Annotated in this window: 24 protein-coding genes; 20 read left to right on the forward strand and 4 right to left on the reverse strand. The window is 56.6% G+C overall.

Annotated features, from left to right (window positions below):
* Window positions 1–49 precede the first annotated feature (49 nt).
* From mazG to eno, 3 genes are all read left to right on the forward strand, one after another.
* Window positions 50–841, forward strand: coding sequence for a nucleoside triphosphate pyrophosphohydrolase (gene mazG, locus ACJ69_RS21815; RefSeq protein WP_023333241.1), 792 nt, complete (start codon window positions 50–52; stop codon window positions 839–841).
* A gap of 223 nt (window positions 842–1,064) precedes the next feature.
* The gene (gene pyrG, locus ACJ69_RS21820; RefSeq protein WP_023309013.1) at window positions 1,065–2,702 is read left to right on the forward strand and encodes a glutamine hydrolyzing CTP synthase; all 1,638 of its coding nucleotides are present in this window, start codon (window positions 1,065–1,067) and stop codon (window positions 2,700–2,702) included.
* Between the two features lie 82 nt (window positions 2,703–2,784).
* Entirely contained in the window at window positions 2,785–4,083 is a 1,299-nt protein-coding gene (gene eno / locus ACJ69_RS21825) for a phosphopyruvate hydratase (protein WP_023309012.1), read from the forward strand.
* 53 nt (window positions 4,084–4,136) lie between these two features.
* On the opposite strand, the gene ACJ69_RS21830 is transcribed toward eno, so the two are convergent.
* Window positions 4,137–5,246 (reverse strand): SDR family oxidoreductase, encoded by a 1,110-nt coding sequence (locus ACJ69_RS21830; protein WP_059347747.1) that lies wholly within the window; start codon window positions 5,244–5,246, stop codon window positions 4,137–4,139.
* A gap of 358 nt (window positions 5,247–5,604) precedes the next feature.
* A complete protein-coding gene (locus ACJ69_RS21835; RefSeq protein WP_047646266.1) occupies window positions 5,605–6,429 on the reverse strand; it encodes a MurR/RpiR family transcriptional regulator in 825 nt (274 codons plus the stop codon).
* A 165-nt stretch (window positions 6,430–6,594) separates the two neighbouring features.
* On the opposite strand from ACJ69_RS21835, the gene ACJ69_RS21840 reads away from it, so the two are divergent.
* Genes ACJ69_RS21840 through queE form a run of 3 tightly spaced genes read left to right on the forward strand, consistent with a single transcriptional unit; the run spans window position 6,595 to window position 9,587 of the window.
* Window positions 6,595–8,154, forward strand: a complete 1,560-nt coding sequence (locus ACJ69_RS21840; protein WP_059347748.1) for a PTS transporter subunit EIIC — start codon at window positions 6,595–6,597, stop codon at window positions 8,152–8,154.
* On the forward strand, window positions 8,154–8,861 hold the full coding sequence (locus ACJ69_RS21845; RefSeq protein WP_054829527.1) for an N-acetylmannosamine-6-phosphate 2-epimerase: 708 nt from the start codon (window positions 8,154–8,156) through the stop codon (window positions 8,859–8,861). The genes ACJ69_RS21840 and ACJ69_RS21845 overlap by 1 nt, the downstream gene beginning before the upstream one ends.
* Window positions 8,862–8,915: 54 nt before the next feature.
* Entirely contained in the window at window positions 8,916–9,587 is a 672-nt protein-coding gene (gene queE, locus ACJ69_RS21850; protein WP_023333236.1) for a 7-carboxy-7-deazaguanine synthase QueE, read from the forward strand.
* 85 nt (window positions 9,588–9,672) lie between these two features.
* On the opposite strand, the gene queD is transcribed toward queE, so the two are convergent.
* A complete protein-coding gene (queD, locus tag ACJ69_RS21855; RefSeq protein WP_023309002.1) occupies window positions 9,673–10,035 on the reverse strand; it encodes a 6-carboxytetrahydropterin synthase QueD in 363 nt (120 codons plus the stop codon).
* 306 nt (window positions 10,036–10,341) lie between these two features.
* Here queD and cysJ point away from each other — a divergent pair, with 306 nt between their 5' ends.
* From cysJ to cysH, 3 genes are read left to right on the forward strand one after another with little or no spacing between them, the layout of a single operon-like run.
* On the forward strand, window positions 10,342–12,147 hold the full coding sequence (cysJ, locus tag ACJ69_RS21860) for an NADPH-dependent assimilatory sulfite reductase flavoprotein subunit (RefSeq protein ID WP_047173513.1): 1,806 nt from the start codon (window positions 10,342–10,344) through the stop codon (window positions 12,145–12,147).
* Window positions 12,147–13,859: an assimilatory sulfite reductase (NADPH) hemoprotein subunit gene (gene cysI, locus ACJ69_RS21865; RefSeq protein WP_059347749.1), complete on the forward strand. Its 1,713-nt coding sequence runs from the start codon at window positions 12,147–12,149 to the stop codon at window positions 13,857–13,859. Before cysJ ends, cysI begins: the two co-directional genes overlap by 1 nt.
* 15 nt (window positions 13,860–13,874) lie before the next feature.
* On the forward strand, window positions 13,875–14,609 hold the full coding sequence (gene cysH, locus ACJ69_RS21870) for a phosphoadenosine phosphosulfate reductase (RefSeq protein WP_059347750.1): 735 nt from the start codon (window positions 13,875–13,877) through the stop codon (window positions 14,607–14,609).
* Window positions 14,610–14,680: 71 nt separating this feature from the next.
* Here the strand turns inward: cysH and ACJ69_RS21875 are convergent, their stop codons facing one another.
* A complete protein-coding gene (locus ACJ69_RS21875; RefSeq protein ID WP_047646260.1) occupies window positions 14,681–15,724 on the reverse strand; it encodes an aminopeptidase in 1,044 nt (347 codons plus the stop codon).
* A gap of 237 nt (window positions 15,725–15,961) precedes the next feature.
* On the opposite strand from ACJ69_RS21875, the gene cysG reads away from it, so the two are divergent.
* From cysG to ACJ69_RS21930, 11 genes are all read left to right on the forward strand, one after another.
* Window positions 15,962–17,320, forward strand: a complete 1,359-nt coding sequence (cysG, locus tag ACJ69_RS21880) for a siroheme synthase CysG (RefSeq protein WP_059347751.1) — start codon at window positions 15,962–15,964, stop codon at window positions 17,318–17,320.
* A gap of 9 nt (window positions 17,321–17,329) precedes the next feature.
* A complete protein-coding gene (gene cysD, locus ACJ69_RS21885) occupies window positions 17,330–18,238 on the forward strand; it encodes a sulfate adenylyltransferase subunit CysD (protein WP_010434549.1) in 909 nt (302 codons plus the stop codon).
* A gap of 9 nt (window positions 18,239–18,247) precedes the next feature.
* Complete coding sequence (cysN, locus tag ACJ69_RS21890) at window positions 18,248–19,672, forward strand: sulfate adenylyltransferase subunit CysN (protein WP_023308996.1); 1,425 nt, start codon at window positions 18,248–18,250, stop codon at window positions 19,670–19,672.
* Entirely contained in the window at window positions 19,672–20,277 is a 606-nt protein-coding gene (gene cysC / locus ACJ69_RS21895; protein ID WP_010434543.1) for an adenylyl-sulfate kinase, read from the forward strand. Before cysN ends, cysC begins: the two co-directional genes overlap by 1 nt.
* A gap of 58 nt (window positions 20,278–20,335) precedes the next feature.
* On the forward strand, window positions 20,336–20,662 hold the full coding sequence (locus ACJ69_RS21900; RefSeq protein WP_008499610.1) for a DUF3561 family protein: 327 nt from the start codon (window positions 20,336–20,338) through the stop codon (window positions 20,660–20,662).
* Between the two features lie 166 nt (window positions 20,663–20,828).
* Complete coding sequence (gene ftsB, locus ACJ69_RS21905; protein ID WP_008499609.1) at window positions 20,829–21,140, forward strand: cell division protein FtsB; 312 nt, start codon at window positions 20,829–20,831, stop codon at window positions 21,138–21,140.
* Window positions 21,141–21,159: 19 nt separating this feature from the next.
* On the forward strand, window positions 21,160–21,870 hold the full coding sequence (gene ispD / locus ACJ69_RS21910; protein ID WP_029741542.1) for a 2-C-methyl-D-erythritol 4-phosphate cytidylyltransferase: 711 nt from the start codon (window positions 21,160–21,162) through the stop codon (window positions 21,868–21,870).
* The gene (gene ispF / locus ACJ69_RS21915; protein WP_029741541.1) at window positions 21,870–22,349 is read left to right on the forward strand and encodes a 2-C-methyl-D-erythritol 2,4-cyclodiphosphate synthase; all 480 of its coding nucleotides are present in this window, start codon (window positions 21,870–21,872) and stop codon (window positions 22,347–22,349) included. The genes ispD and ispF overlap by 1 nt, the downstream gene beginning before the upstream one ends.
* On the forward strand, window positions 22,346–23,395 hold the full coding sequence (gene truD, locus ACJ69_RS21920; RefSeq protein ID WP_047646258.1) for a tRNA pseudouridine(13) synthase TruD: 1,050 nt from the start codon (window positions 22,346–22,348) through the stop codon (window positions 23,393–23,395). Before ispF ends, truD begins: the two co-directional genes overlap by 4 nt.
* A complete protein-coding gene (gene surE, locus ACJ69_RS21925; RefSeq protein ID WP_023308990.1) occupies window positions 23,376–24,137 on the forward strand; it encodes a 5'/3'-nucleotidase SurE in 762 nt (253 codons plus the stop codon). The genes truD and surE overlap by 20 nt, the downstream gene beginning before the upstream one ends.
* Window positions 24,131–24,757, forward strand: a complete 627-nt coding sequence (locus ACJ69_RS21930; RefSeq protein ID WP_023333224.1) for a protein-L-isoaspartate(D-aspartate) O-methyltransferase — start codon at window positions 24,131–24,133, stop codon at window positions 24,755–24,757. Before surE ends, ACJ69_RS21930 begins: the two co-directional genes overlap by 7 nt.
* Window positions 24,758–24,837: the final 80 nt, after the last annotated feature.

A 24,837-nucleotide genomic window follows, 5' to 3' on the forward strand; every position in this document is an offset into this window, starting at 1 on the left:
CGGGTAAGGCTTTGCCGCCACCCGGCTTGTTTTTTTAATGGAAAACACTATGACTCAAATCGACCGCCTGCTCGGCATCATGAAACGCCTGCGCGACCCGGAAAACGGCTGCCCGTGGGACAAAGAGCAGACTTTCGCCACCATCGCCCCGTATACCCTTGAAGAGACCTACGAGGTGCTGGACGCCATTTCCCGCGAAGATTTTGACGACCTGCGCGGCGAGCTGGGCGATCTGCTGTTCCAGGTGGTGTTCTATGCGCAAATGGCGCAGGAAGAGGGGCGCTTTAACTTTGACGATATCTGCGCTGCCATCAGCGACAAGCTTGAGCGCCGTCATCCCCATATCTTCGGCGATGCCACCGCAGGGAACAGCGCGGAGGTGCTGGCCCGCTGGGAGCAGATCAAAAGCGCCGAGCGAGCGGAAAAATCCCAGCACTCGGCGCTGGATGATATTCCGCTGAGCCTGCCCGCGCTGATGCGCGCGCATAAAATCCAGAAGCGCTGTTCCGCCGTCGGTTTTGACTGGACCTCCCTCGGCCCGGTGCTGGATAAAGTGCACGAAGAGATTGACGAAGTCATGCACGAAGCGCAGCAGGCGGTAGTGGATGAAGCAAAGCTTGAGGAAGAGATGGGTGACCTGCTGTTTGCGACCGTCAACCTTTCTCGCCATCTGGGTGTAAAAGCGGAAACCGCCCTGCAAAAAGCCAACCTAAAATTCGAACGACGCTTTCGCGAAGTTGAGCGGATTGTCGCCTCGCGAGGCCTGGAAATGAGCGGAATTGACCTCGAGGCAATGGAAGAAGTCTGGCAGGAAGTAAAGCGCCAGGAATCTGATCTCTAACGAGATTTTGCGATCAAGCGCAATTTGTGTGATTTTTTAAATGACAAGCGCTTGATTTGCGTCAAAAACATTTACCCAAAAGGGGCTATTTTCTCACTCCTTATGTTTGTCATGGCTTGGAATGGAGACGGAGAATGAAAGTTTGTGGCGCTCGCCGTGTTCGGGTATACTACTTTCCCGTCCTGGTTATTCCATCGTTTCACCCTAACTTCTCAGGTTCAGCATGACAACGAACTATATTTTTGTGACCGGCGGGGTCGTATCCTCTCTGGGTAAAGGCATTGCCGCAGCCTCCCTCGCAGCCATTCTTGAAGCCCGTGGCCTCAATGTGACCATGATGAAACTGGATCCGTACATCAACGTCGATCCGGGCACCATGAGCCCAATCCAACACGGGGAAGTGTTCGTTACTGAAGACGGCGCTGAAACCGATCTGGATCTTGGCCACTACGAGCGTTTCATCCGCACCAAAATGACCCGTCGTAACAACTTCACGACTGGCCGCATCTACTCCGACGTTCTGCGTAAAGAGCGCCGTGGTGACTACCTGGGTGCAACCGTTCAGGTTATCCCGCACATCACTAACGCAATCAAAGAACGCATTGTTGCGGGTGGCGAAGGCCACGACGTGGTGCTGGTTGAAATCGGCGGTACCGTGGGTGATATCGAATCCCTGCCATTCCTGGAAGCGATTCGTCAGCTGGCGGTAGATATTGGCCGTGAGCACGCGCTGTTCATGCACCTGACACTGGTGCCGTACATGGCCGCCGCTGGTGAAGTGAAAACCAAGCCGACTCAGCACTCTGTGAAAGAGCTGCTCTCCATTGGTATTCAGCCAGATATCCTGGTTTGCCGCTCCGATCGTGCGGTTCCGGCGAACGAACGTGCGAAAATTGCATTGTTCTGTAACGTGCCTGAAAAAGCCGTTATTTCAATGAAAGATGTCGATTCCATTTATAAAATCCCGGGCCTGTTGAAATCTCAGGGCCTGGACGATTATATTTGTAAACGATTCAGCTTGAACTGTCCGGAAGCGAACCTGTCTGAATGGGAACAGGTTATTTATGAAGAAGCCAACCCGGCAGGCGAAGTGACTATCGGTATGGTCGGCAAATACATTGAACTGCCGGATGCCTATAAGTCAGTGATCGAAGCGCTGAAACACGGTGGTCTGAAGAACCGTGTTTCCGTGAACATCAAGCTGATTGATTCGCAGGATGTTGAAACGCGTGGCGTTGAAATCCTGAAAGATCTGGATGCTATCCTCATCCCTGGCGGCTTCGGCTACCGTGGTGTTGAAGGCAAGATCGCCACCGCGCGCTATGCGCGTGAAAACAATATTCCATACCTCGGCATCTGTCTGGGTATGCAGGTTGCGCTGATCGAATTTGCGCGCAACGTAGCGGGAATGGAAAACGCGAACTCTACGGAATTTGTGCCAGACTGTAAGTACCCTGTTGTGGCGCTTATCACTGAATGGCGTGACGAAGAAGGTAACGTCGAAGTCCGTACCGAGAAGAGCGATCTGGGTGGCACCATGCGTCTTGGCGCACAGGCCTGCCAGCTGTCTGACGATAGCGTGGTTCGCAAGCTGTATGGCGAGCCGGTCATCACCGAGCGCCATCGTCACCGCTATGAAGTCAACAACATGTTGTTGAAACCTATTGAAGCCGCGGGCCTGCGTGTTGCGGGCCGCTCCGGGGATGATCAGTTAGTCGAGATCATTGAAGTGCCAAACCATCCGTGGTTTGTCGCCTGCCAGTTCCACCCGGAATTTACTTCAACGCCACGTGACGGGCATCCGCTGTTTGCAGGCTTCGTGAAGGCCGCCAGCGACTACCAGAAGCGTCAGGCGAAGTAAAAAAAGTTAGAACGGCAACGCGTACCTTTGGTACGCGTTGTTTGTCTGGAGTTTTAGTTTAACTTGTACTGAGGAAAATCTAATGTCCAAAATCGTTAAAGTCATCGGTCGTGAAATCATCGACTCCCGTGGTAACCCGACCGTTGAAGCCGAAGTTCACCTGGAAGGTGGTTTCGTTGGTATGGCTGCTGCTCCATCAGGCGCTTCTACTGGTTCTCGCGAAGCGCTGGAACTGCGCGATGGCGACAAATCCCGCTTCCTGGGCAAAGGCGTACTGAAAGCGGTTGGCGCTGTAAACGGTCCTATTGCTCAGGCAATCCTTGGCAAAGACGCCAAAGACCAGGCTGGCATCGACAAGATCATGATCGATCTGGACGGTACTGAAAACAAATCTAACTTCGGTGCGAACGCAATCCTGGCAGTTTCCCTGGCGAACGCCAAAGCGGCTGCTGCTGCGAAAGGTATGCCACTGTTCGAGCACATCGCTGAACTGAACGGCACCCCAGGCAAATACTCCATGCCTGTACCAATGATGAACATCATCAACGGTGGTGAGCACGCAGACAACAACGTTGATATTCAGGAATTCATGATTCAGCCAGTTGGCGCGAAATCCCTGAAAGAAGCGGTACGTATGGGTTCTGAAGTGTTCCACAACCTGGCTAAAGTTCTGAAAGCTAAAGGTATGAACACTGCTGTGGGTGACGAAGGTGGCTATGCGCCAAACCTGGGTTCTAACGCAGAAGCACTGGCTGTTATCGCAGAAGCAGTAAAAGCTGCTGGCTACGAGCTGGGCAAAGACATCACCCTGGCGATGGACTGTGCAGCATCTGAATTCTACAAAGACGGTAAATACGTTCTGGCTGGCGAAGGCAACAAAGCGTTCACCTCCGAAGAGTTCACTCACTTCCTGGAAGACCTGACCAAACAGTACCCAATCGTGTCTATCGAAGACGGTCTGGACGAGTCTGACTGGGCTGGCTTCGCATACCAGACTAAAGTACTGGGCGACAAAATCCAGCTGGTTGGTGACGACCTGTTCGTAACCAACACCAAGATCCTGAAAGAAGGCATCGAGAAAGGCATCGTTAACTCCATCCTGATCAAATTCAACCAGATCGGTTCTCTGACCGAAACTCTGGCTGCGATCAAAATGGCGAAAGACGCTGGCTACACCGCTGTTATCTCTCACCGTTCTGGCGAAACTGAAGACGCTACCATTGCCGACCTGGCTGTGGGTACCGCTGCAGGCCAGATCAAAACCGGTTCTATGAGCCGTTCTGACCGTGTTGCTAAATACAACCAGCTGATTCGTATCGAAGAAGCGCTGGGCGAAAAAGCACCATACAACGGTCTGAAAGAGATCAAAGGCCAGGCATAATTGCATAAGCCTTAAAATGAAAATGCCAGTCGAATGACTGGCATTTTTTTTGGCTATTTAAAATCGACCGCCATTTGCTCCGGAATGGTCAGCCCCTGGGTGGTTTGCACGCAGCGGGCGATGTAATCCGTAAACCGGGGTGGCTTCGGCATCCCCATGCTCAGCAGCTTATCGTTGCTGAAGCGCACGTTAAGCGTGGCAAACGCACCGTATAAACGCATAGCTTTCAGCATCAGACGTTCGTTGCACGGCCCAAAAATATGTTTCAGCTCGCGGCGCATTCTTACCAGCGTTTCGTAGCTGACCTGCGCATATTTATCCCCGACGGGGGCTTTCTCCAGCGCCTGCGCCATTGCCTGATCGATATCCGCAAAGCGAACGCTGTTCTCTTCTCCCGCAGAAATATGTACCACTTCTCCCGGACGAGCGTTGCTGTTGAGCAGCATTAACATCGCGTCGGCGCAATAATCCACCGGAACAACGTCGATCCTGTCTTCCATTGAGCACATAAACTTCTGCAGCATCAGGCCCATGCTAAAGACCCAGAAAATGCTGCTCGACGGCGTGCAGCCGTGACGGGTATGGCCGACGACGATGGACGGACGGGCGATGAGCAGCGGCAGGTTCGGACACTCCTGGCGCATCAGCTGTTCGATGGTTGACTTCGAAAACGTGTATTCCACCAGGTGTTCAGCATTCTCTCTGAATTCAGCGCTTTCGGCGACCAGTGAATCCTGCTCCGGCGTGCATGACATTGCTGTGCCGACGTGGAGGAAACGCTGCAGTCCTGTAACCTGCTCCATACGGCGCGCCAGCGCGAGCGTACCTTCAACGTTGACCTTCCAGATCAGCGGGTTATTACCAAATGAGGCGACGGCCGCACAGTTAACCACGTGCGTGACCCGATCCAGACGGGGATCGCTCAGAAAGGCTTCAGGCTGGCTGAGGTCGCCAATCAGGATATTATCCACCTTCAGGGAGGCCAGTTTGTCCTCGGGAACGTTGAACTTGCGCATGTTCTCCAGCACGCGCTCCAGCCCGCTCTGCGGATCGCTGGCGCGCGCAAGCAAAAGGAGTTTTGCGGGTTGATCGCTGGTCAGGATTTTTTCAAGAACTGCACCGCCCAGAAATCCGGTCACGCCTGTAATCAATAACATCTTCATTAATACCGTCTCATTATGATTGATGAGGCGGATTGTAGGCGTGCAAAAGTAAACGGTATTTAAATAATAAAACGCCGAAATCAATGGCGTCTTAAGCTTATTTTAAGGAAAGGAAATCAGGTGGAGATATTGGACATTATCGCAAGGGTAAAAATTCACTCTATTAAAATTTAAATTTTAACTATCTGAATTTAAATATTTTTATGAGGTCTGCGCCGAATGGTGAACGTAATTCAAAATGTAATAAATATAATAATTTGTTACACCAAACATTTATCGAATAAATGTTTTAAATACCACTTAACTCAAATCAGACAACATAAGTCGCAGGCCGATTTATTTAGCCTGCGAATGTTTTTCAGAGCAAAAGGGGAAGCGTGGCGCTGGCGGTTTGTTGACTAACGTCGCCGTAATGACCATCCAGCGCAATCATGGACGTGGTCAACAGCTCGACCAGCAGCATGACTCCAACCTTAGCATTGAGCGAGCCTGCACTTAGAGGGCCTTCTGGTTTGGCGGCAACCAGCTGCATGTCGCTCAGAGAGGCCAGCGGGCTGCGGGGCGTATTGCTGAGAGCAAGAACCTTAACGCCGCGCTTGCGGGCAAGCTTCACCACGTGGAGTAAATCCCGCGTTGAACCCGAGCTGGAGATGGCCACGACCAGCGTCTCTTTCGAAAGCGTTGTCGCATTCATGGCCGCGCGGTGCATATCGCTAAACAGCTGTGCGGGTTTGCCCAGCCGTAGCAGCTTGTAATGCAGATACTCCCCGAGGATCGCGCTGGCCGCAACGCCATAAATCTGCACGGATTGCGCCTGATGCAGCGCCAGCGCCGCCTTTTCAAGCAGCCTGCGGTCGAGGAGTCTGGCGGTATCCTGCAAAGCCTGAACCGACTCATCCACGACGTTATCAATCTCATCCCCCGCCTGACGCGCGGGCTGGCCCTGCTGAATATCCAGCGCAAGCGCCATTTTAAATTCGTTATAGCCCTTGCAGCCCAGCGTCCGGCAAAGGCGCGTGACGCTTGCCTCGCTGGTGTGGCTCTCGCGCGCCAGTTCAGTGATCGTCAGGTAGAGCACCCGGGCAGGATCGCTGAGGACAAACTCGCCGAGTTTTTGTTGTGTTGGGCTGTACCCGGAAGCCTCCTGGCGGAGCTTCAGCAGCAGATTTTCATGGTCCGACATGCCACGTCCTTAATGTGTTTCGCTGCGACTAGTGTGGCGGAAAGGAGGGGAAAGATGCCAGTCATTTTGAAAAAGTATGATCGGCTTCCTGGTTTTTGATGATAATTTTCACTGTGTGTAATTTATATGGTAAAAATTTTCATCGTTTAATGGGGAGATGAAAAAATGATGCAAATGTTCAGTGGCGCTTCTTCGGGGGGATGGTTTGAAAAAGCGCAGCGCTTTGGTAAATCCTTTATGTTGCCTATCGCCGTGCTGCCCGCGGCGGGCCTGCTGCTGGGGATAGGCGGCGCGTTATCGAATCCCAATACGCTGGCGGCTTATCCGTTTTTAGACGTGGGCTGGCTTCAGGCCATTTTCACCATCATGAGCAGCGCCGGTTCAATCGTGTTTGCAAACCTCTCGGTGCTGTTTGCAGTTGGGGTTGCCGTCGGGTTGGCAAAAAGCGATAAGGGCACGGCTGGGCTGGCGGCGCTGCTCGCGTTTCTGGTAATGAATGCCACCATCAACGCGCTGCTGATCCTCACCGGCAAACTGGCGCACGAGAACCCGGGCGCTGTGGGGCAGGGCATAACGCTGGGGATCCAGACGCTGGAAACCGGCGTGTTTGGCGGCGTGGTGATTGGTCTGGTGACCTGCACGCTCCATCATCGGTTTAATAAAATTGCGCTTCCGCAGTTCCTCGGGTTCTTTGGCGGCTCGCGCTTTGTTCCCATAATCAGCTCGCTGGCGGCGATACTCGTCGGCGCGCTCATGACCGTGGTCTGGCCGCATTTCCAGAAACTGATTTTTGGTCTCGGCGGGCTGGTGGATGCCACCGGCTATCTGGGCACCCTGCTGTACGGCTTCATTTTACGCATGCTGGGCCCGTTTGGTTTGCACCACATCTTCTATCTGCCGTTCTGGACTACCGCGCTCGGCGGCAGTGAGATTGTTAACGGTCACCTCGTCGAAGGCACACAGCGGATCTTCTTCGCCCAGCTGGCCGACCCGAACACGCAGCATTTCTATGAGGGCACGTCGCGCTTCATGTCCGGGCGCTTTATTACGATGATGTTTGGCCTGCTCGGCGCGTGTCTGGCGATGTACCACACGGCAAAACCGGAGAACAAAAAGCGCGTTGCAGGGCTGCTGCTCTCTGCGGCGCTAACCTCGTTCCTGACCGGGATTACCGAGCCTATCGAGTTCTCCTTCCTGTTTATTGCGCCGGTGCTTTACGTCATTCATGCGCTGTTTGACGGGCTGGCGTTCATGCTCGCGCACATGCTGCATATCACCATCGGGCAAACCTTCTCCGGCGGTTTTATCGACTTCGTGCTGTTCGGCATTTTGCAGGGGGAGGCCAAAACCAACTGGATGTTCGTTCCGCTGGTCGGCGTGCCGTGGTTCTTCCTTTACTACTTCACCTTCCGCTACCTGATTAACCGATTTGATTTCGCCACGCCGGGTCGGGAAAAGGAGGCGATGGCCAATGAGGTGACCTTCTCGCAGAGCGAGCGCGCCGTTGCGGTGATCGCGGGATTAGGCGGAAAAGAGAATCTGGAAGAGGTGGACTGCTGCGCCACGCGTCTTCGCGTCACGGTGAAGGACGGCAGCAAAGTGAATGACGCGGCGCTGAAAGCCACCGGCGCGCGCGGCGTCATCGTGCGCGGTAACGGTGTTCAGGTCATTTATGGCCCGCACGTCACGATTATCAAAAACGAAGTGGAAGAGATCTTATCGTAATGAAAACTGTACTGGATAACCTGAAGGGAAAACTGGTCGTCTCCTGTCAGGCGCTGGGAAATGAACCGCTGCACAGCCCGTTTATTATGTCGCGGATGGCGCTGGCGGCGGCGCAGGGCGGAGCCGCTGCCATTCGTGCCAATAGCGTAGTGGATATTGAGGCCATTAAGCAGCAGGTCTCTTTGCCTGTTATCGGCATCATCAAACGGGATTACCCGGAAAGCGAGGTGTTTATCACCGCCACGATGAAAGAGGTGGATGAGCTCATGGCCACCTCTCCGGAAATCATTGCGCTTGATGCGACGGCGCGCGAGCGTCCCGGTGGAGAATCCCTGGAAACGCTGGTCGCGCGCATCCGCTCGCGCTACCCCTCGGTACTGCTGATGGCGGATATTTCCACCGTGGGCGAAGCCGTGACGGCGCAGGCGCTTGGCTTTAACTGCGTCGGCACCACGCTTTACGGCTATACGGCGGAAACGGCGGGCCATTCGCTTCCGGAGAACGACTGCGCGTTCCTGAAGGCCGTGCTGGCCGCCGTGACGGTTCCGGTGATTGCCGAAGGCAACGTGGATACGCCTGAACGCGCGGCCAGATGCCTGGCGCTGGGCGCGAATACGGTCGTCGTCGGCGGCGCGATCACCCGTCCACAGCAAATTACCGAGCGTTTTATGGCGGCGATTGGCGCGCAAAGCACCGATGGAGCATGACCATCCGGCGGGGATCTGCGATACTTATCGTTTATCCCCTTTACTGAGATGACTATGCAGTACCCGATTAACGAGATGTTCCAGACCCTGCAAGGCGAGGGTTACTTTACCGGCGTTCCCGCTATTTTCATTCGTTTACAGGGATGCCCGGTTGGCTGTGCCTGGTGTGATACCAAACATACGTGGGATAAGCTCGCAGATCGGGAAGTGTCGCTGTTTAGCATACTGGCGAAAACCAAAGAGAGCGATAAGTGGGGCGCGGGCAGTTCAGAAGATCTGCTGGCCATTATTGGTCGTCAGGGCTGGACGGCGCGCCACGTGGTCATCACCGGCGGTGAACCCTGCATCCACGATCTGACGCCGCTGACCGAGCTGCTCGAAAAGAACGGCTACAGCTGCCAGATTGAAACCAGCGGCACCCATGAAGTGCGCTGTTCACACACGACCTGGGTGACGGTATCGCCAAAAGTGAATATGCGCGGCGGGTATGACGTGCTGTCTCAGGCGCTGGAACGCGCAGATGAGATTAAGCACCCGGTAGGGCGCGTGCGTGATATCGAAGCGCTGGATGAACTGCTGGCAACGCTGACGGATGAAAAGCAGCGCGTCATTGCGCTACAGCCGATCAGCCAGAAAGACGACGCGACGCGCCTGTGCATTGAAACCTGTATTGCGCGCAACTGGCGCCTGTCGATGCAGACGCATAAGTACCTGAATATTGCATAAAAAAGCCCGGTGGCGCTAGCGCTTACCGGGCCTACGGTTCGAGGCTCTTGTAGGCCGGGTAAGCGTCAGCGCCACCCGGCAAGCATCACTCCCCGCGATAGATACAGCCAGCGGTACAGGTCTCTTTGATCATCACCGCGCTCAGCAGCGGCACCAGCGGCTTCATCTGATCCCAAATCCATTTTGCCAGCACTTCGCTGGTCGGGTTCTCAAGGCCCGGGATATCATTCAGATAGTAATGATCCAGACGATCGTAGGTCGGCTTAAACGCCGCCTTCAGCTCGGCAAAATCCATGATCCAACCGGTATGCGGATCAACTTCACCGGTGATCTCAAGACGCACCATGAACGAATGCCCGTGCAGACGGCCGCATTTATGCCCTTCTGGGACATGCGGAAGGTGGTGGGCGGCTTCGAAGGTGAAATCTTTAAACAGTGTGGTGGACATGATCGCTCTCAGTAATGCGGAAAAAACCGCCGCATAGTACCGGAAAGCACAATTTTTAGCATTAACTAAAACGGCTCTGAAGCCTGACGTCTCGTTAACAGGCGTTTTTTGTTGTTTTTATCGATAATTTTCAGAGAGTTAATTAATCGGTTTTATCGTTAAGTATGACAACTAAAACAGGTTAGTCCATTTGGTTATTTATTATTTCCATCCCTTCTTTAATTGTTATTATCCTCGCCGTTAACCTTATCTTCAGTTTGGATTTATTCGCTTAAAGTCCGCTTGGCTACTGGAACATAACGACGCATGACAACACAGGCCCCACCTTCAAATTTGCTTCCCCTTAATCCGGAGCAACTGGCGCGCCTTCAGGCTGCCACCTCTGATTTTTCTCCCACTCAGCTTGCCTGGGTCTCCGGTTATTTCTGGGGAATGCTCAATCAGCAGCCTGGCGCTGTGGCGGGTGCACCGGTAACGGCCGTTGAAATTCCGGCCATTACTCTGATTTCCGCCTCGCAGACGGGCAATGCGCGCCGCGTGGCCGAAGCGCTGCGTGACGACCTGCTGGCCGCCAAACTGAACGTAAACCTGGTCAACGCCGGCGATTATAAATTTAAGCAAATCGCGTCAGAAAAACTGCTGGTGGTGGTCGCCTCTACGCAGGGTGAAGGTGAACCTGCTGAAGAAGCGGTGGCCCTGCATAAGTTCCTGTTCTCGAAAAAAGCGCCGAAGCTGGACGGCACGGCGTTTGCCGTATTTGGCCTTGGCGATACCTCGTATGAATTCTTCTGCCAGTCCGGTAAAGACTTCGACAGCAGGCTGGCGGAGCTGGGCGCGGAGCGGCTGCTGGACCGCGTTGACGCGGATGTTGAATACCAGACCGCCGCCGCCGAATGGCGTGCGCGCATCGTTGAGGTGTTGAAAGCGCGCGTGCCGAAAGAGACGTCGGCGCAGGCCGCCTTCACCGCGACGGGTGCCGTCAACGACATTCACACCAGCCCGTACACTAAAGAAGCGCCGCTGACGGCGAGCCTGTCGGTGAACCAGAAAATTACCGGCCGCGATTCGGAAAAAGACGTGCGCCATATCGAAATCGATCTCGGCGACTCTGGCCTGCGCTATCAGCCGGGCGACGCGCTGGGTATCTGGTATCAGAACGATCCGGCGCTGGTGAAAGAGCTGGTTGAGCTGCTGTGGCTGAAGGGTGACGAGCCCGTCACCGTTGACGGCAAAACCCAGCCGCTTTCAGAGGCGCTGCAGTGGCATTTCGAACTGACGGTGAACACCCCGAATATCGTCGAAAATTATGCCACCTTAACGCGCAGCGAATCCCTGCTGCCGCTGGTGGGCGACAAAGCGAAGCTGCAGCATTACGCCGCGACGACGCCAATTGTCGATATGGTGCGTTTCTCTCCGGCTCAGCTGGATGCCGATGCGCTGATCGGCCTGCTGCGTCCGCTGACCCCGCGCCTGTACTCCATCGCCTCTTCGCAGGCCGAAGTGGAGAGTGAAGTGCATGTTACCGTCGGCGTGGTGCGCTACGACATCGAAGGCCGCGCCCGTGCGGGTGGGGCATCAAGCTTCCTGGCTGATCGCGTCGAAGAAGAGGGCGAAGTGCGCGTCTTTATCGAGCACAACGACAACTTCCGCCTGCCTGCGAACCCGGAAACGCCGGTCATCATGATTGGCCCAGGCACCGGCATTGCGCCGTTCCGCGCCTTTATGCAGCAGCGCGCGGCAGATGAAGCGCCGGGTAAAAACTGGCTCTTCTTCGGCAACCCGCACTTTACTGAAGATTTCCTCTACCAGGTTGAATGGCAGCGCTATGTTAAAGAAGGCGTCCTGACCCGCATCGATCTGGCCTGGTCCCGCGACCAGAAAGAAAAAGTATACGTACAAGACAAACTGCGCGAACAGGGCGCAGAGCTGTGGCGCTGGATCAATGACGGTGCCCACATTTATGTCTGCGGCGACGCCAATCGCATGGCGAAAGACGTTGAGCAGGCACTGCTGGAAGTGATTGCCGAATTCGGCGGTATGGATGCCGAAACGGCGGATGAATTTTTAAGTGAGCTGCGCGTTGAGCGCCGTTATCAGCGAGATGTCTACTAATGAGCGAAAAACATCCAGGGCCACTGGTGGTCGAAGGTAAACTGACAGACGCCGAGCGCATGAAGCTGGAAAGCAACTATCTGCGCGGCACCATTGCTGAAGATCTGAATGACGGTCTCACCGGCGGCTTCAAAGGCGACAACTTCCTGCTGATCCGCTTCCACGGTATGTACCAGCAGGACGATCGCGACATCCGCGCCGAGCGTGCCGAACAGAAGCTGGAGCCGCGTCACGCGATGCTGCTGCGCTGCCGTCTGCCGGGCGGGGTGATCACCACCAAACAGTGGCAGGCGATCGACAAGTTCGCGGGTGAAAACACGATTTACGGCAGCATCCGCCTGACCAACCGTCAGACCTTCCAGTTCCACGGCATTCTGAAGAAGAACGTGAAGCCGGTGCATCAGATGCTGCACTCGGTCGGGCTGGACGCGCTGGCGACCGCCAACGACATGAACCGTAACGTGCTTTGCACCTCGAACCCGTATGAGTCCGAGCTGCACGCCGAAGCCTATGAGTGGGCTAAGAAGATCTCTGAGCACCTGCTGCCGCGCACCCGTGCCTATGCGGAGATTTGGCTCGATCAGGAAAAAGTCGCGACCACGGACGAGGAACCGATCCTTGGCCAGACCTATCTGCCGCGTAAGTTTAAAACCACGGTGGTGATCCCGCCGCAGAACGATATCGACCTGCACGCCAACGACATGAACTTCGTGGCGATTGCTGAAAACGGCAAGCTGATTGGCTTTAACCTGCTGGTGGGCGGCGGCCTGTCCATTGAACACGGTAACAAGAAAACCTACGCCCGCACCGCGAGCGAGTTCGGCTTCCTGCCGCTGGAGCACACGCTGGCCGTGGCGGAAGCGGTAGTGACCACCCAGCGCGACTGGGGCAACCGTACCGACCGTAAAAACGCGAAAACCAAATACACCCTGGAGCGCGTGGGTGTGGAGACGTTCAAAGCGGAAGTGGAGCGTCGTGCAGGCATCAAGTTTGAGCCGATCCGCCCTTACGAATTCACCGGTCGCGGCGATCGCATCGGCTGGGTGAAGGGTATCGACAATAAATGGCACCTGACGCTGTTTATCGAAAACGGCCGTATTCTGGATTATCCGGGCCGTCCGCTGAAAACCGGTCTGCTGGAAATTGCTAAGATCCATAAAGGCGAGTTCCGCATTACCGCTAACCAGAATCTCATTATTGCCGGCGTGCCGGAGAGCCAGAAGGCGAAGATTGAGAAGCTGGCGCGCGATCACGGGTTAATGGATGCCGTTAAACCGCAGCGTGAAAACTCGATGGCCTGCGTGTCGTTCCCGACCTGCCCGCTGGCGATGGCCGAAGCGGAGCGTTTCCTGCCGTCATTCACTGACAAAGTGGAGGCGATTCTGGAAAAACACGGTATTCCGGACGAGCATATTGTTATGCGCGTCACCGGCTGCCCGAACGGCTGCGGCCGCGCGATGCTGGCCGAGCTGGGTCTGGTCGGGAAAGCGCCGGGTCGTTACAACGTGCACCTTGGCGGTAACCGTATGGGGACGCGCATTCCGCGTATGTACCGTGAAAATATTACGGAACCGGAAATTCTTGATTCCATCGACGAGCTTGTCGGGCGCTGGGCGAAAGAGCGCGAAGCGGGTGAAGGCTTCGGCGACTTTACGGTGCGTGCGGGCATCATTCGCCCGGTGCTCGATCCCGCAAGGGATTTCTGGGAGTAACCACGAGAGGTAACTATGTCCGTATTCGATCTAAACGCCCTTAATGACCTGCCAAAAGTCGAACGCATTCTGGCGCTGGCAGAAACCAATGCCCACCTTGAAAAGCTGGACGCCGAAGGGCGCGTGGCGTGGGCGCTGGAAAACCTGCCGGGAGACTATGTGCTCTCGTCGAGCTTTGGTATTCAGGCGGCGGTCAGCCTGCATCTGGTGAATCAGATCCGTCCGGACATTCCGGTGATCCTCACCGATACCGGCTACCTGTTCCCGGAAACTTACCAGTTTATTGACGAGCTGACGGACAAGCTCAAGCTGAACCTCAAAGTGTACCGCGCGACGGAAAGCGCGGCCTGGCAGGAGGCGCGCTACGGTAAGCTGTGGGAGCAGGGCGTTGAGGGCATTGAGAAATACAATGAGATCAACAAAGTTGAGCCGATGAACCGGGCGCTGAAAGAGCTCAATGCGCAGACGTGGTTTGCGGGGCTACGCCGCGAGCAGTCCGGCAGCCGTGCAACCTTGCCGGTGCTGGCGGTCCAGCGCGGGGTGTTTAAAGTGCTGCCGATTATCGACTGGGATAACCGGACGGTGTATCAGTACCTGCAAAAGCACGGGCTGAAGTACCATCCGCTGTGGGACCAGGGCTATCTGTCGGTGGGCGACACCCACACCACGCGCAAATGGGAACCGGGAATGGCGGAAGAAGAGACGCGATTCTTTGGGCTGAAGCGCGAGTGCGGGCTGCACGAAGGGTGATCCTTTATCCTCCCTCTCCCGGTGGGAGAGGGTTGGGGTGAGGGTATCAGGCCGCGCTATGCTTAAAAACCTCAGGCTTTCCCCGCTTTCGCCAGCTCCTTCACCAGCGGCAGCATGACCTTAACCACATCACGACTGCGGTGCTCAATCCGCTGCGGCAGCGCGCTATCAATGTGCTGCTGATTATCCAGCATCACGTTGTGCCAGCTTGTCCCGTCCGGGAAGGCTTTCGATTTAGCCCGCTGCTGATAGCCATCTTTTTTGCCCAGTGCCCAGTTTGTCGCTTCCACGTACAGCACCGGAATGCCCGCCTTATCGAACACTTCCCCGTCGTTGCAGCAGCCCGTTCCTCGCGGATAATCCGGGTTACCGCCGGGGTTGCTGGTGGCATAAACGCCATGGCTGCGGGCAATCGCCAGCGCCCGGTCGCGCGTCAGTTTCCGCACGGTACCCGGCGTACTCTGCCCGCTGTTGAAATAAAGCTTATCGCCGACGATCAGGTTATCGAGGTTGATCACCAGCAGCGTATTTTTCTTCTCCTCAGCGCTCATGCGTTTAAGGAGATTCTCAGCCCCGAGTTTGCCCTCTTCTTCACCGCTGGTGGCCACGAAACGAATGCCATACTGGGTTGGTATATCTTTCATCCGCTCGGCCAGTTCGAGCATCACGCCCAGGCCTGCCGCGTTGTCGTCCATGCCCTGCAGCGTCAGCCCACCGAGGTTGTTATCCGTATCGGCATCGCTCATCGGGGCGTAGGTATCAAGGTGCGCCATAATAATGATTTGTTCAGCCGCGCTACCTTCATGCGCCGCGATAACCGTACTGCCGGTCACGTTATGCCAGTTTTTCGTTTTATTTCGTGAGGTATAGACGTAGCGGCTGTGAAACGACCGGATATCGCTCTGGTAGCCCATCCCGGCAAACTGCTGGCGAAGATAGTCCGCGGAGAGCATCTCCGCAGGCGAGCCGGTCATGCGGCCAGGGAAGACGGTGGCAATATGCCGCGCCTGCATTGTGGCGATTTCACCATAAGGTTGGTTTTTTGCCTGGGCAGGAAGAATAAAGCAAACGCCGAGCGCCAGGGCAGCAATACGGTGGCGCGTTGCGGAAAACATAGTGAGTCCTTAAAAACAGAGCAAAATATTAACCCGCCTAGTATGAAACTGTGATCGCCCATACACAATTTGAATTGCTCTTAAATGCCCGATATTTCGCGTGTTAAGCACTTTTTGGTATTAGCTTTTTCACGGCGTTATTCCATTGAGTAACTACTCATTCCAATTCGTAATTTCATTCGGTCTAAGCCGCCCCCTATAGTCCCTTTATTCCTCGTTGTTAGTGAGTTGTTGCTTGTGGACTATCTGCCCTTATTTGCCGCGATAAAAGAGAAGCCGGTGCTGGTTGTTGGCACGGGTGAAATTGCCGATCGCAAAATCGCGTTTTTGCAGCGCGCAGGTGCGCAGGTGCGGGTAGTGGCAGAAGCGGATTTTGACGAATCACAAATCGACAGCGTCGTGCTGGTAATTGCGGCGACCGAAGATCGCGACCTGAACCGGCGGGTTTCCGACGCCGCTCAGGCCCGTTACCGCCTGGTGAACGTGGTGGACGACCAGCCGTTATGCTCGTTTATCTTTCCGTCGATCGTTGACCGTTCGCCGCTGCTGGTGGCGATCTCCTCCGGCGGTACCGCACCGGTGCTGGCGCGCGTGCTGCGTGAAAAAATCGAAGCGCTGCTGCCGACCAGCCTCGGGCGCATGGCGGAAAAAGCCAGCTTCTGGCGCAACCACCTGAAAACGCGCCTGACCAGCGTGACGGAACGCCGTCGCTTCTGGGAGCGCGTGTTTCGCGGCCGCTTTGCCAGCCTGATGCATGCCGGTAATGAGACGGCGGCGCAGAAAATCCTCGAGGACGAACTGGATAACCCCGGCAGCACGGGCGGGGAGATCATTCTGGTGGGGGCAGGGCCGGGCGATGCCGGGCTTCTGACGCTGCGCGGCCTGCAGGTGCTGCAGGACGCTGACGTGGTGTTCTACGACCATCTGGTCACCGACGGCGTGCGCGAGCTGATCCGTCGCGACGCGGAGCAAATCTGCGTCGGCAAACGGGCTGGCGAGCACTCGGTGCCGCAGCACGACACCAACCAGATGCTGGTTGACGCCGCCAAAGCGGGTAAAACCGTGGTGCGCCTGAAAGGGGGCGATCCGTTCATTTTCGGTCGCGGCGGCGAAGAGCTGCAGGCGGCAGCCGAAGCGGGCGTTCCGTTCCAGGTGGTGCCCGGCATCACGGCGGCCTCTGCGGTAACGGCCTACGCCGGTATTCCGTTGACCCACCGCGATTACGCCCAGAGCGTGACCTTTGTGACTGGCCACTACAAGGCCGACAGCACGCCGTTCGACTGGTCGCATCTCGCCCAGAGCCGCCAGACGCTGGCGATCTACATGGGCACGATGAAGGCGGCGGATATCAGCGAACAGCTTATTCAGCACGGTCGCGAGGCGACGACGCCCGTTGCCGTCATTTCTCGCGGCACGCGCGTCGATCAGCACGTTGCGACGGGCACGCTGGAACATCTTGCAACCCTGGCGAAAGACGCCCCGATGCCCGCCCTGATCGTGGTGGGTGAAGTGGTGCAGCTGCACAGCACGCTCGCCTGGTTCCAACACACAACCGATACAGAAGGCTTTGGTTCTTCTGTCGTAAATTTGGCTTAAGGAACGGTTATGGACCAAAAACGTCTTACACACCTGCGGCAGCTCGAAGCGGAGAGTATCCATATCATCCGCGAAGTGGCCGCCGAGTTTTCTAACCCGGTGATGATGTACTCCATCGGTAAAGATTCCAGCGTCATGCTGCATCTGGCGCGTAAAGCGTTTTATCCGGGCACGCTGCCGTTCCCGCTGCTGCACGTGGATACCGGCTGGAAATTCCGCGAAATGTACGAGTTCCGCGACCGTACCGCGAAGGCCTACGGCTGCGAGCTGCTGGTGCATAAAAACCCGGAAGGGGTGGCGATGGGCATCAACCCGTTCGTGCACGGCAGCGCCAAGCACACCGATATCATGAAAACTGAAGGGCTGAAGCAGGCGCTGAACAAATACGGTTTTGACGCGGCCTTCGGCGGCGCGCGCCGTGACGAGGAGAAATCCCGCGCCAAAGAGCGTATCTACTCCTTCCGCGACCGCTTCCACCGCTGGGATCCGAAAAACCAGCGCCCGGAGCTGTGGCACAACTACAACGGTCAGATCAACAAAGGCGAAAGCATTCGCGTCTTCCCGCTCTCCAACTGGACCGAGCTGGACATCTGGCAGTACATCTATCTGGAAAACATCGAAATCGTTCCGCTGTATCTGGCCGCCGAGCGCCCGGTGCTGGAGCGCGACGGCATGCTGATGATGATCGACGACGATCGCATCGACCTGCAGCCGGGCGAAGTGATCAAACAACAGATGGTGCGCTTCCGTACCCTCGGCTGCTGGCCGCTGACCGGCGCGGTGGAATCCAGCGCGCAGACGCTGCCGGAGATCATCGAAGAGATGCTGGTGTCCACCACCAGCGAGCGACAGGGGCGCGTGATCGACCGCGACCAGGCAGGCTCCATGGAGCTGAAGAAACGTCAGGGTTATTTCTAAGGAGCCGCCATGAACACCACTATTGCTCAACAAATTGCCAACGAAGGCGGCGTGGAAGCGTATCTGCACGCGCAACAACACAAAAGCCTGCTGCGTTTTCTGACCTGCGGCAGCGTGGATGACGGGAAAAGTACCCTGATTGGCCGCCTGCTGCACGATACGCGCCAGATTTATGAAGATCAGCTCTCTTCCCTGCATAACGACAGTAAACGTCACGGCACCCAGGGTGAAAAACTCGACCTGGCCCTGCTGGTGGACGGCCTGCAGGCGGAGCGCGAGCAGGGCATTACCATCGACGTGGCCTACCGCTACTTCTCTACCGAGAAGCGCAAATTTATTATCGCCGACACCCCGGGGCACGAGCAGTACACCCGTAACATGGCGACCGGCGCGTCCACCTGCGACCTGGCGATCCTGCTGATGGACGCGCGAAAAGGCGTGCTGGATCAGACCCGTCGTCACAGCTTTATCTCGACGCTGCTGGGGATCAAACACCTGGTGGTGGCGGTCAACAAGATGGATCTGGTGAACTTCAGCGAAGAGAAGTTCGAGGAGATCCGCCAGAGCTACCTGACCTTTGCCGAACAGCTGCCGGGCAACCTGGATATTCGCTTTGTACCGCTCTCGGCGCTGGAAGGGGATAACGTCGCCTCCCAGAGCGCGAACATGCCGTGGTACAGCGGTCCGACTCTTCTGGAGGTGCTGGAAACCGTTGAAATTCAGCGCGTGGTCGATACCCAGCCGATGCGCTTCCCGGTGCAGTACGTGAACCGTCCAAACCTCGATTTCCGCGGCTTCTCAGGCACCCTCGCGTCAGGCTCCGTGAAGGTAGGTCAGCGCGTCAAGGTGCTGCCGTCCGGCGTGGAATCGACCATCGCCCGCATCGTCACCTTCGACGGTGACCTGCAGGAAGCGGGCGCCGGTGAAGCCGTAACGCTGGTGCTGAAAGACGAAATTGATATCAGCCGCGGCGACCTGCTGGTCGACGCGCAGGAAACGCTGGCGGCAGTGCAGGGGGCTTCCGTGGATGTGGTGTGGATGGCGGAACAGCCGCTGACCGCTGGCCAGAGCTATGACATCAAAATTGCCGGCAAGAAAACCCGCGCCCGCGTGGACGGTATTCAGTTCCAGGTGGATATCAACAACCTCACCCAGCGTGACGTCACCGAGCTGCCGCTGAACGGCATCGGTCTGGTCGATCTGACCTTCGACGAACCGCTGGTGCTGGATCCGTATCAGCAGAACCCGGTCACGGGAGGTCTTATCTTTATCGACAGGCTGACCAACGTTACCGTCGGGGCCGGTATGGTTCGCGAACCGATTAAACAGGCTGCCGCGACGTCTGAATTCAGCGCCTTCGAGCTGGAACTGAACGCGCTGGTGCGTAAACACTTCCCGCACTGGGGCGCACGCGATCTGCTGGGAGGCAAGTAATGGCCGCCCATGATGAGAACGTCGTCTGGCATCCTCATCCGGTGACCGTCGCCCAGCGCGAACAGCTCCACGGTCACCGTGGGGTTGTGCTGTGGTTTACCGGGCTGTCCGGCTCGGGTAAATCAACGGTGGCGGGCGCGCTGGAAGAGGCGTTGCATCAGCAGGGCGTAAGCACGTACCTGCTGGATGGCGACAACGTGCGTCACGGCCTGTGCAGCGATTTAGGGTTTAGCGACGATGACCGCAAAGAAAACATCCGCCGGGTGGGCGAAGTCGCCAGCCTGATGGCTGACGCCGGGCTGGTAGTGCTGACGGCGTTTATCTCTCCGCACCGCGCCGAGCGCCAGATGGTGCGCGAACGCGTGGGCCAGGATCGCTTTATCGAGGTGTTTGTCGATACGCCGCTGGAGATTTGCGAAGCGCGCGACCCGAAAGGGCTGTACAAGAAAGCGCGTGCCGGAGAACTGCGCAACTTCACCGGAATTGACGCGGTATACGAAGCGCCTGAATCGCCTGAAATTCACCTGGAAGGTCAACAATTGGTAACAAATTTAGTAAGCCAATTATTAGACCTGCTCAGACGGGACGATATTATCAGATCCTGAGGCGGTATCGTTCGGGAGCTGTCTTCCCGAACGATGAGTCACGGTCACAGGATTAGCTATGCGCAACAGTGAACATTACATCACCACCACCGGGTCGGAGCCGCTAGCGACCGACGACGAAACGACCTGGTCATTTCCTGGGGCCATCATTGGCTTCGTCTCATGGCTGCTGGCGCTTGGCATCCCGTTTCTCATCTACGGCGGCAACACGCTGTTCTTCTTTCTCTACACCTGGCCATTCTTTCTGGCGTTGATGCCCGTGGCGGTTGTTGTCGGCATTGCGCTGCACTCTCTGCTCAACGGTAAGCTCCTCTACAGCACCGTGGTCACGATTGTGACGGTGGTTCTGATGTTTGGTCTGTTATTTTTGTGGCTCATGGGCTAACTTCAGCCATAATTCAAACCGTAACCAACTGTGTAACGATATTGTGCAGGACGATTCTGCGGAAAAAATGTGGTACATTTGCCCGCGATGTTGCGGCATCTCTGTTACCCCGGCGTAGTGCTCTGGGGAAGTCTTGGGATGATGATGCCGTTTTTCAGGGGGCAGGATGGGTAAACTAACGCTGCTGTTGCTGGCTTTGCTAATCTGGCTGCAATATTCGCTGTGGTTCGGTAAGAACGGACTGCACGACTATAGCCGGGTGAGCGATGACGTCGCGGCTCAGCAGGCAACAAACGCCAAACTTAAGGCGCGAAACGATCAACTCTTTGCTGAAATTGATGACCTCAATGGCGGGCAAGAGGCGATTGAGGAACGCGCACGCAATGAACTCAGTATGACTAAGCCGGGCGAAACCTTTTATCGTCTGGTTCCGGATGCGTCTAAACGCAATCAGGGCTCAGCACAAAACAATCGATAATCAGGCCCAGGATTACGACATGGCAGTAACTTTTTCGGACGTATGCGCCGTGGTGCCGGCCGCAGGTTTTGGCCGGCGCATGCAGACAGAATGTCCCAAGCAGTACCTCTCTATTGGCGATAAAACGATCCTCGAGCACGCCGTGGCGGCGCTGCTGGCGCACCCGCGGGTGAAGCGTGTGATTATCGCTATCAGCCCTGGCGATGCGCGCTTCGCGCAGCTGCCGCTGGCAAATCATCCACAGATTACCGTCGTTGACGGTGGCGCCGAGCGCGCCGATTCCGTGCTGGCGGGCATTCAGGCCGCCGGAAACGCGCCGTGGGTGCTGGTGCATGACGCGGCGCGTCCGTGTCTGCATCAGGACGACCTTGCGCGCCTGCTGGCCCTGAGCGAAACAAGCAAGGTTGGCGGGATTCTGGCCGCGCCGGTGCGCGACACCATGAAGCGCGCCGAGCCGGGCAAACAGGCTATCGCCCACACCGTCGATCGCGTCGATTTATGGCACGCGCTGACGCCACAATTTTTCCCCCGCGAATTGCTCCACGACTGCTTAACGCGTGCGCTTAAAGAAGGTGCGACCATCACGGACGAAGCCTCTGCGCTGGAGTATTGCGGTTTCCACCCTGAGCTTGTTGAAGGACGCGCTGATAATATTAAAGTGACGCGTCCGGAAGATTTACAGCTTGCGGAATTCTATCTTACCCGTTCGACCCATCAGGAGAAGGCATAATGCGAATTGGACACGGTTTTGATGTACACGCCTTTGGCGGAGAAGGCCCAATTATCATTGGCGGCGTGCGCATTCCTTATGAAAAAGGACTGCTGGCGCATTCTGATGGCGACGTGGCACTGCATGCGCTGACCGACGCGCTGTTGGGCGCTGCCGCGCTGGGGGATATCGGCAAGCTGTTCCCGGACACCGACCCGGCATTTAAAGGGGCGGACAGCCGCGAGCTGCTGCGCGAAGCGTGGCGCCGCATTCAGGCGAAAGGCTACACCCTCGGCAACGTCGACGTGACGATTATTGCCCAGGCCCCGAAAATGCTGCCGCACATTCCGCAGATGCGCGTGTTTATTGCAGAAGATCTGGGCTGCCATATGGACGACGTGAACGTCAAAGCGACGACGACCGAGAAGCTGGGCTTTACCGGGCGTGGCGAAGGGATTGCCTGTGAAGCCGTAGCGCTGCTGCTGAAGGCGAGCAAATGACAGACTTCGACAACCTGACATACCTGCACGGTAAACCGCAGGGGAACGGGGTGCTGAAAGCCAGCCCGGAAGATTTCCTCGTGGTGGAGGATCTGGGCTTTGAGCCGGATGGCGAAGGCGAACATATCCTGGTGCGTATTCTGAAAAATGGCTGCAATACCCGCTTCGTGGCCGACGCGCTGGCAAAATTCCTCAAAATTCATGCCCGCGAAGTGAGCTTTGCCGGGCAGAAAGATAAACACGCCGTCACTGAACAGTGGCTCTGCGCGCGCGTTCCCGGCAATACGATGCCTGATTTAAGCAAATTTGAGCTTGAAGGCTGTAAGGTACTGGAGTTCGCCCGCCACAAGCGCAAACTGCGTCTGGGGGCGCTGAAGGGAAACGACTTTACGCTGGTGCTGCGTGAAGTGACCGATCGCGATGACGTTGAGAAGCGTCTGAGCGCGATTCAAGAGCTGGGCGTACCGAACTACTTTGGCGCGCAGCGCTTTGGCATTGGCGGCAGCAACCTACAGGGTGCGCTGCGCTGGGCGCAAAGCGATGCACCGGTGCGCGACAGGAATAAACGCAGTTTTTGGTTGTCGGCGGCCCGCAGCGCGTTGTTTAATCAGATTGTGAGCGAAAGGCTGAAAAAACCGGACGCGAATCAAGTTGTTGTTGGCGATGCGCTACAATTAGCGGGACGCGGAAGCTGGTTTGTGGCAACGGCCGAAGAAATGGCCGATGTGCAGTCGCGCGTGGACGCAAAAGCGCTGATGATTACCGCCGCGCTGCCCGGTACGGGCGACTGGGGAACACAGGGCGACGCGCTGGCCGCCGAGCAGTCAGCCGTAGCGGATGCGCCAGAATTGCAATCCTTGCTGGTGCGGGAAAAAGTCGAAGCGGCACGCCGCGCGATGCTGCTCTATCCGCAGCAGTTAAGCTGGAACTGGTGGGATGACGTAACCGTCGAGTTACGCTTCTGGCTACCGGCAGGTAGCTTTGCCACCAGTGTTGTCAGGGAACTTATCAACACCTCAGGTGATTATGCGAATATTGCTGAGTAACGATGACGGGATCCACGCGCCAGGCATTCAGACCCTGGCGAAACACCTCCGCGAATTTGCGGACGTGCAGGTCGTGGCGCCCGATCGTAATCGCAGTGGAGCGTCTAACTCTCTGACGCTGGAGTCGTCGCTTCGCACCTTTACCTTTGAAAATGGCGATATTGCCGTGCAGATGGGTACGCCAACCGACTGCGTTTTTCTGGGCGTGAACGCGCTGATGCGTCCGCGTCCGGACATCGTCGTATCCGGCATTAACGCCGGTCCTAACCTTGGCGATGACGTGATTTACTCCGGCACCGTGGCGGCCGCAATGGAAGGGCGCCATCTGGGGTTCCCGGCGCTGGCGGTCTCGTTAAACGGCCACACGCACTACGACACCGCCGCCGCGGTGACCTGTTCGATCCTGCGGGCGCTCGGCCGCGAGCCGTTGCGTACCGGACGCATCCTCAACATCAACGTGCCGGATCTTCCCCTCGACGAAATTAAAGGCATTCGCGTCACCCGTTGCGGGAGTCGACACCCTGCCGATCAGGTGATCCCTCAGCAGGATCCTCGCGGCAACACGCTTTACTGGATTGGCCCTCCCGGCGATAAGTGCGATGCGGGTCCGGATACCGACTTTGCCGCCGTAGATGAAGGCTATGTTTCGGTTACCCCGCTGCACGTAGATTTAACCGCGTATAGCGCGCATGATGTGGTGTCGGGCTGGCTGGATCGCGCAGGAGTGAACGCGCAATGGTAAACAAACGTGTACAAACTCTTCTGGAACAACTCCGCGCGCAGGGGATCCGCGACGAGCACGTGCTTGAAGCGCTTGCTCAGGTTCCGCGTGAGAAATTTGTAGACGAGGCGTTTGAACACAAAGCGTGGGAAAACGTAGCGCTGCCTATCGGGCAGGGTCAGACGATTTCACAGCCTTACATGGTGGCGCGCATGACGGAGCTGCTGGAGCTGACGCCCGACTCCCGCGTACTGGAGATCGGCACCGGGTCGGGGTATCAAACCGCGATCCTGGCGCATCTGGTTCATCATGTATGCTCCGTTGAGCGGATTAAAGGTTTACAGTGGCAGGCGCGTCGTCGCCTGAAACAACTTGATTTACATAATGTTTCGACACGACACGGTGATGGATGGCAGGGTTGGAAGGCGCGCGCGCCGTTTGACGCGATCATCGTGACGGCGGCCCCGCCTGAAATTCCTGCGGCCCTGTTGTCGCAGCTGGATGAGGGGGGCATTCTTGTTCTGCCCGTCGGGGACGAGCAGCAGCTTTTGAAGCGCGTTCGTCGGCGCGGCGGCGAGTTTATTATCGACACCGTGGAAGCCGTGCGCTTTGTGCCTCTGGTAAAGGGGGAGTTGGCCTGAGACTCGGAATTATCCAGGGTTATTAAGGCAAATTCAGCGTATGGTGTGGCGCGAAAGATTCGTGCCATCACGGTAAATTT

Origin of the sequence: Enterobacter asburiae (assembly GCF_001521715.1) — a bacterium.
Classification (GTDB): domain Bacteria; phylum Pseudomonadota; class Gammaproteobacteria; order Enterobacterales; family Enterobacteriaceae; genus Enterobacter; species Enterobacter asburiae.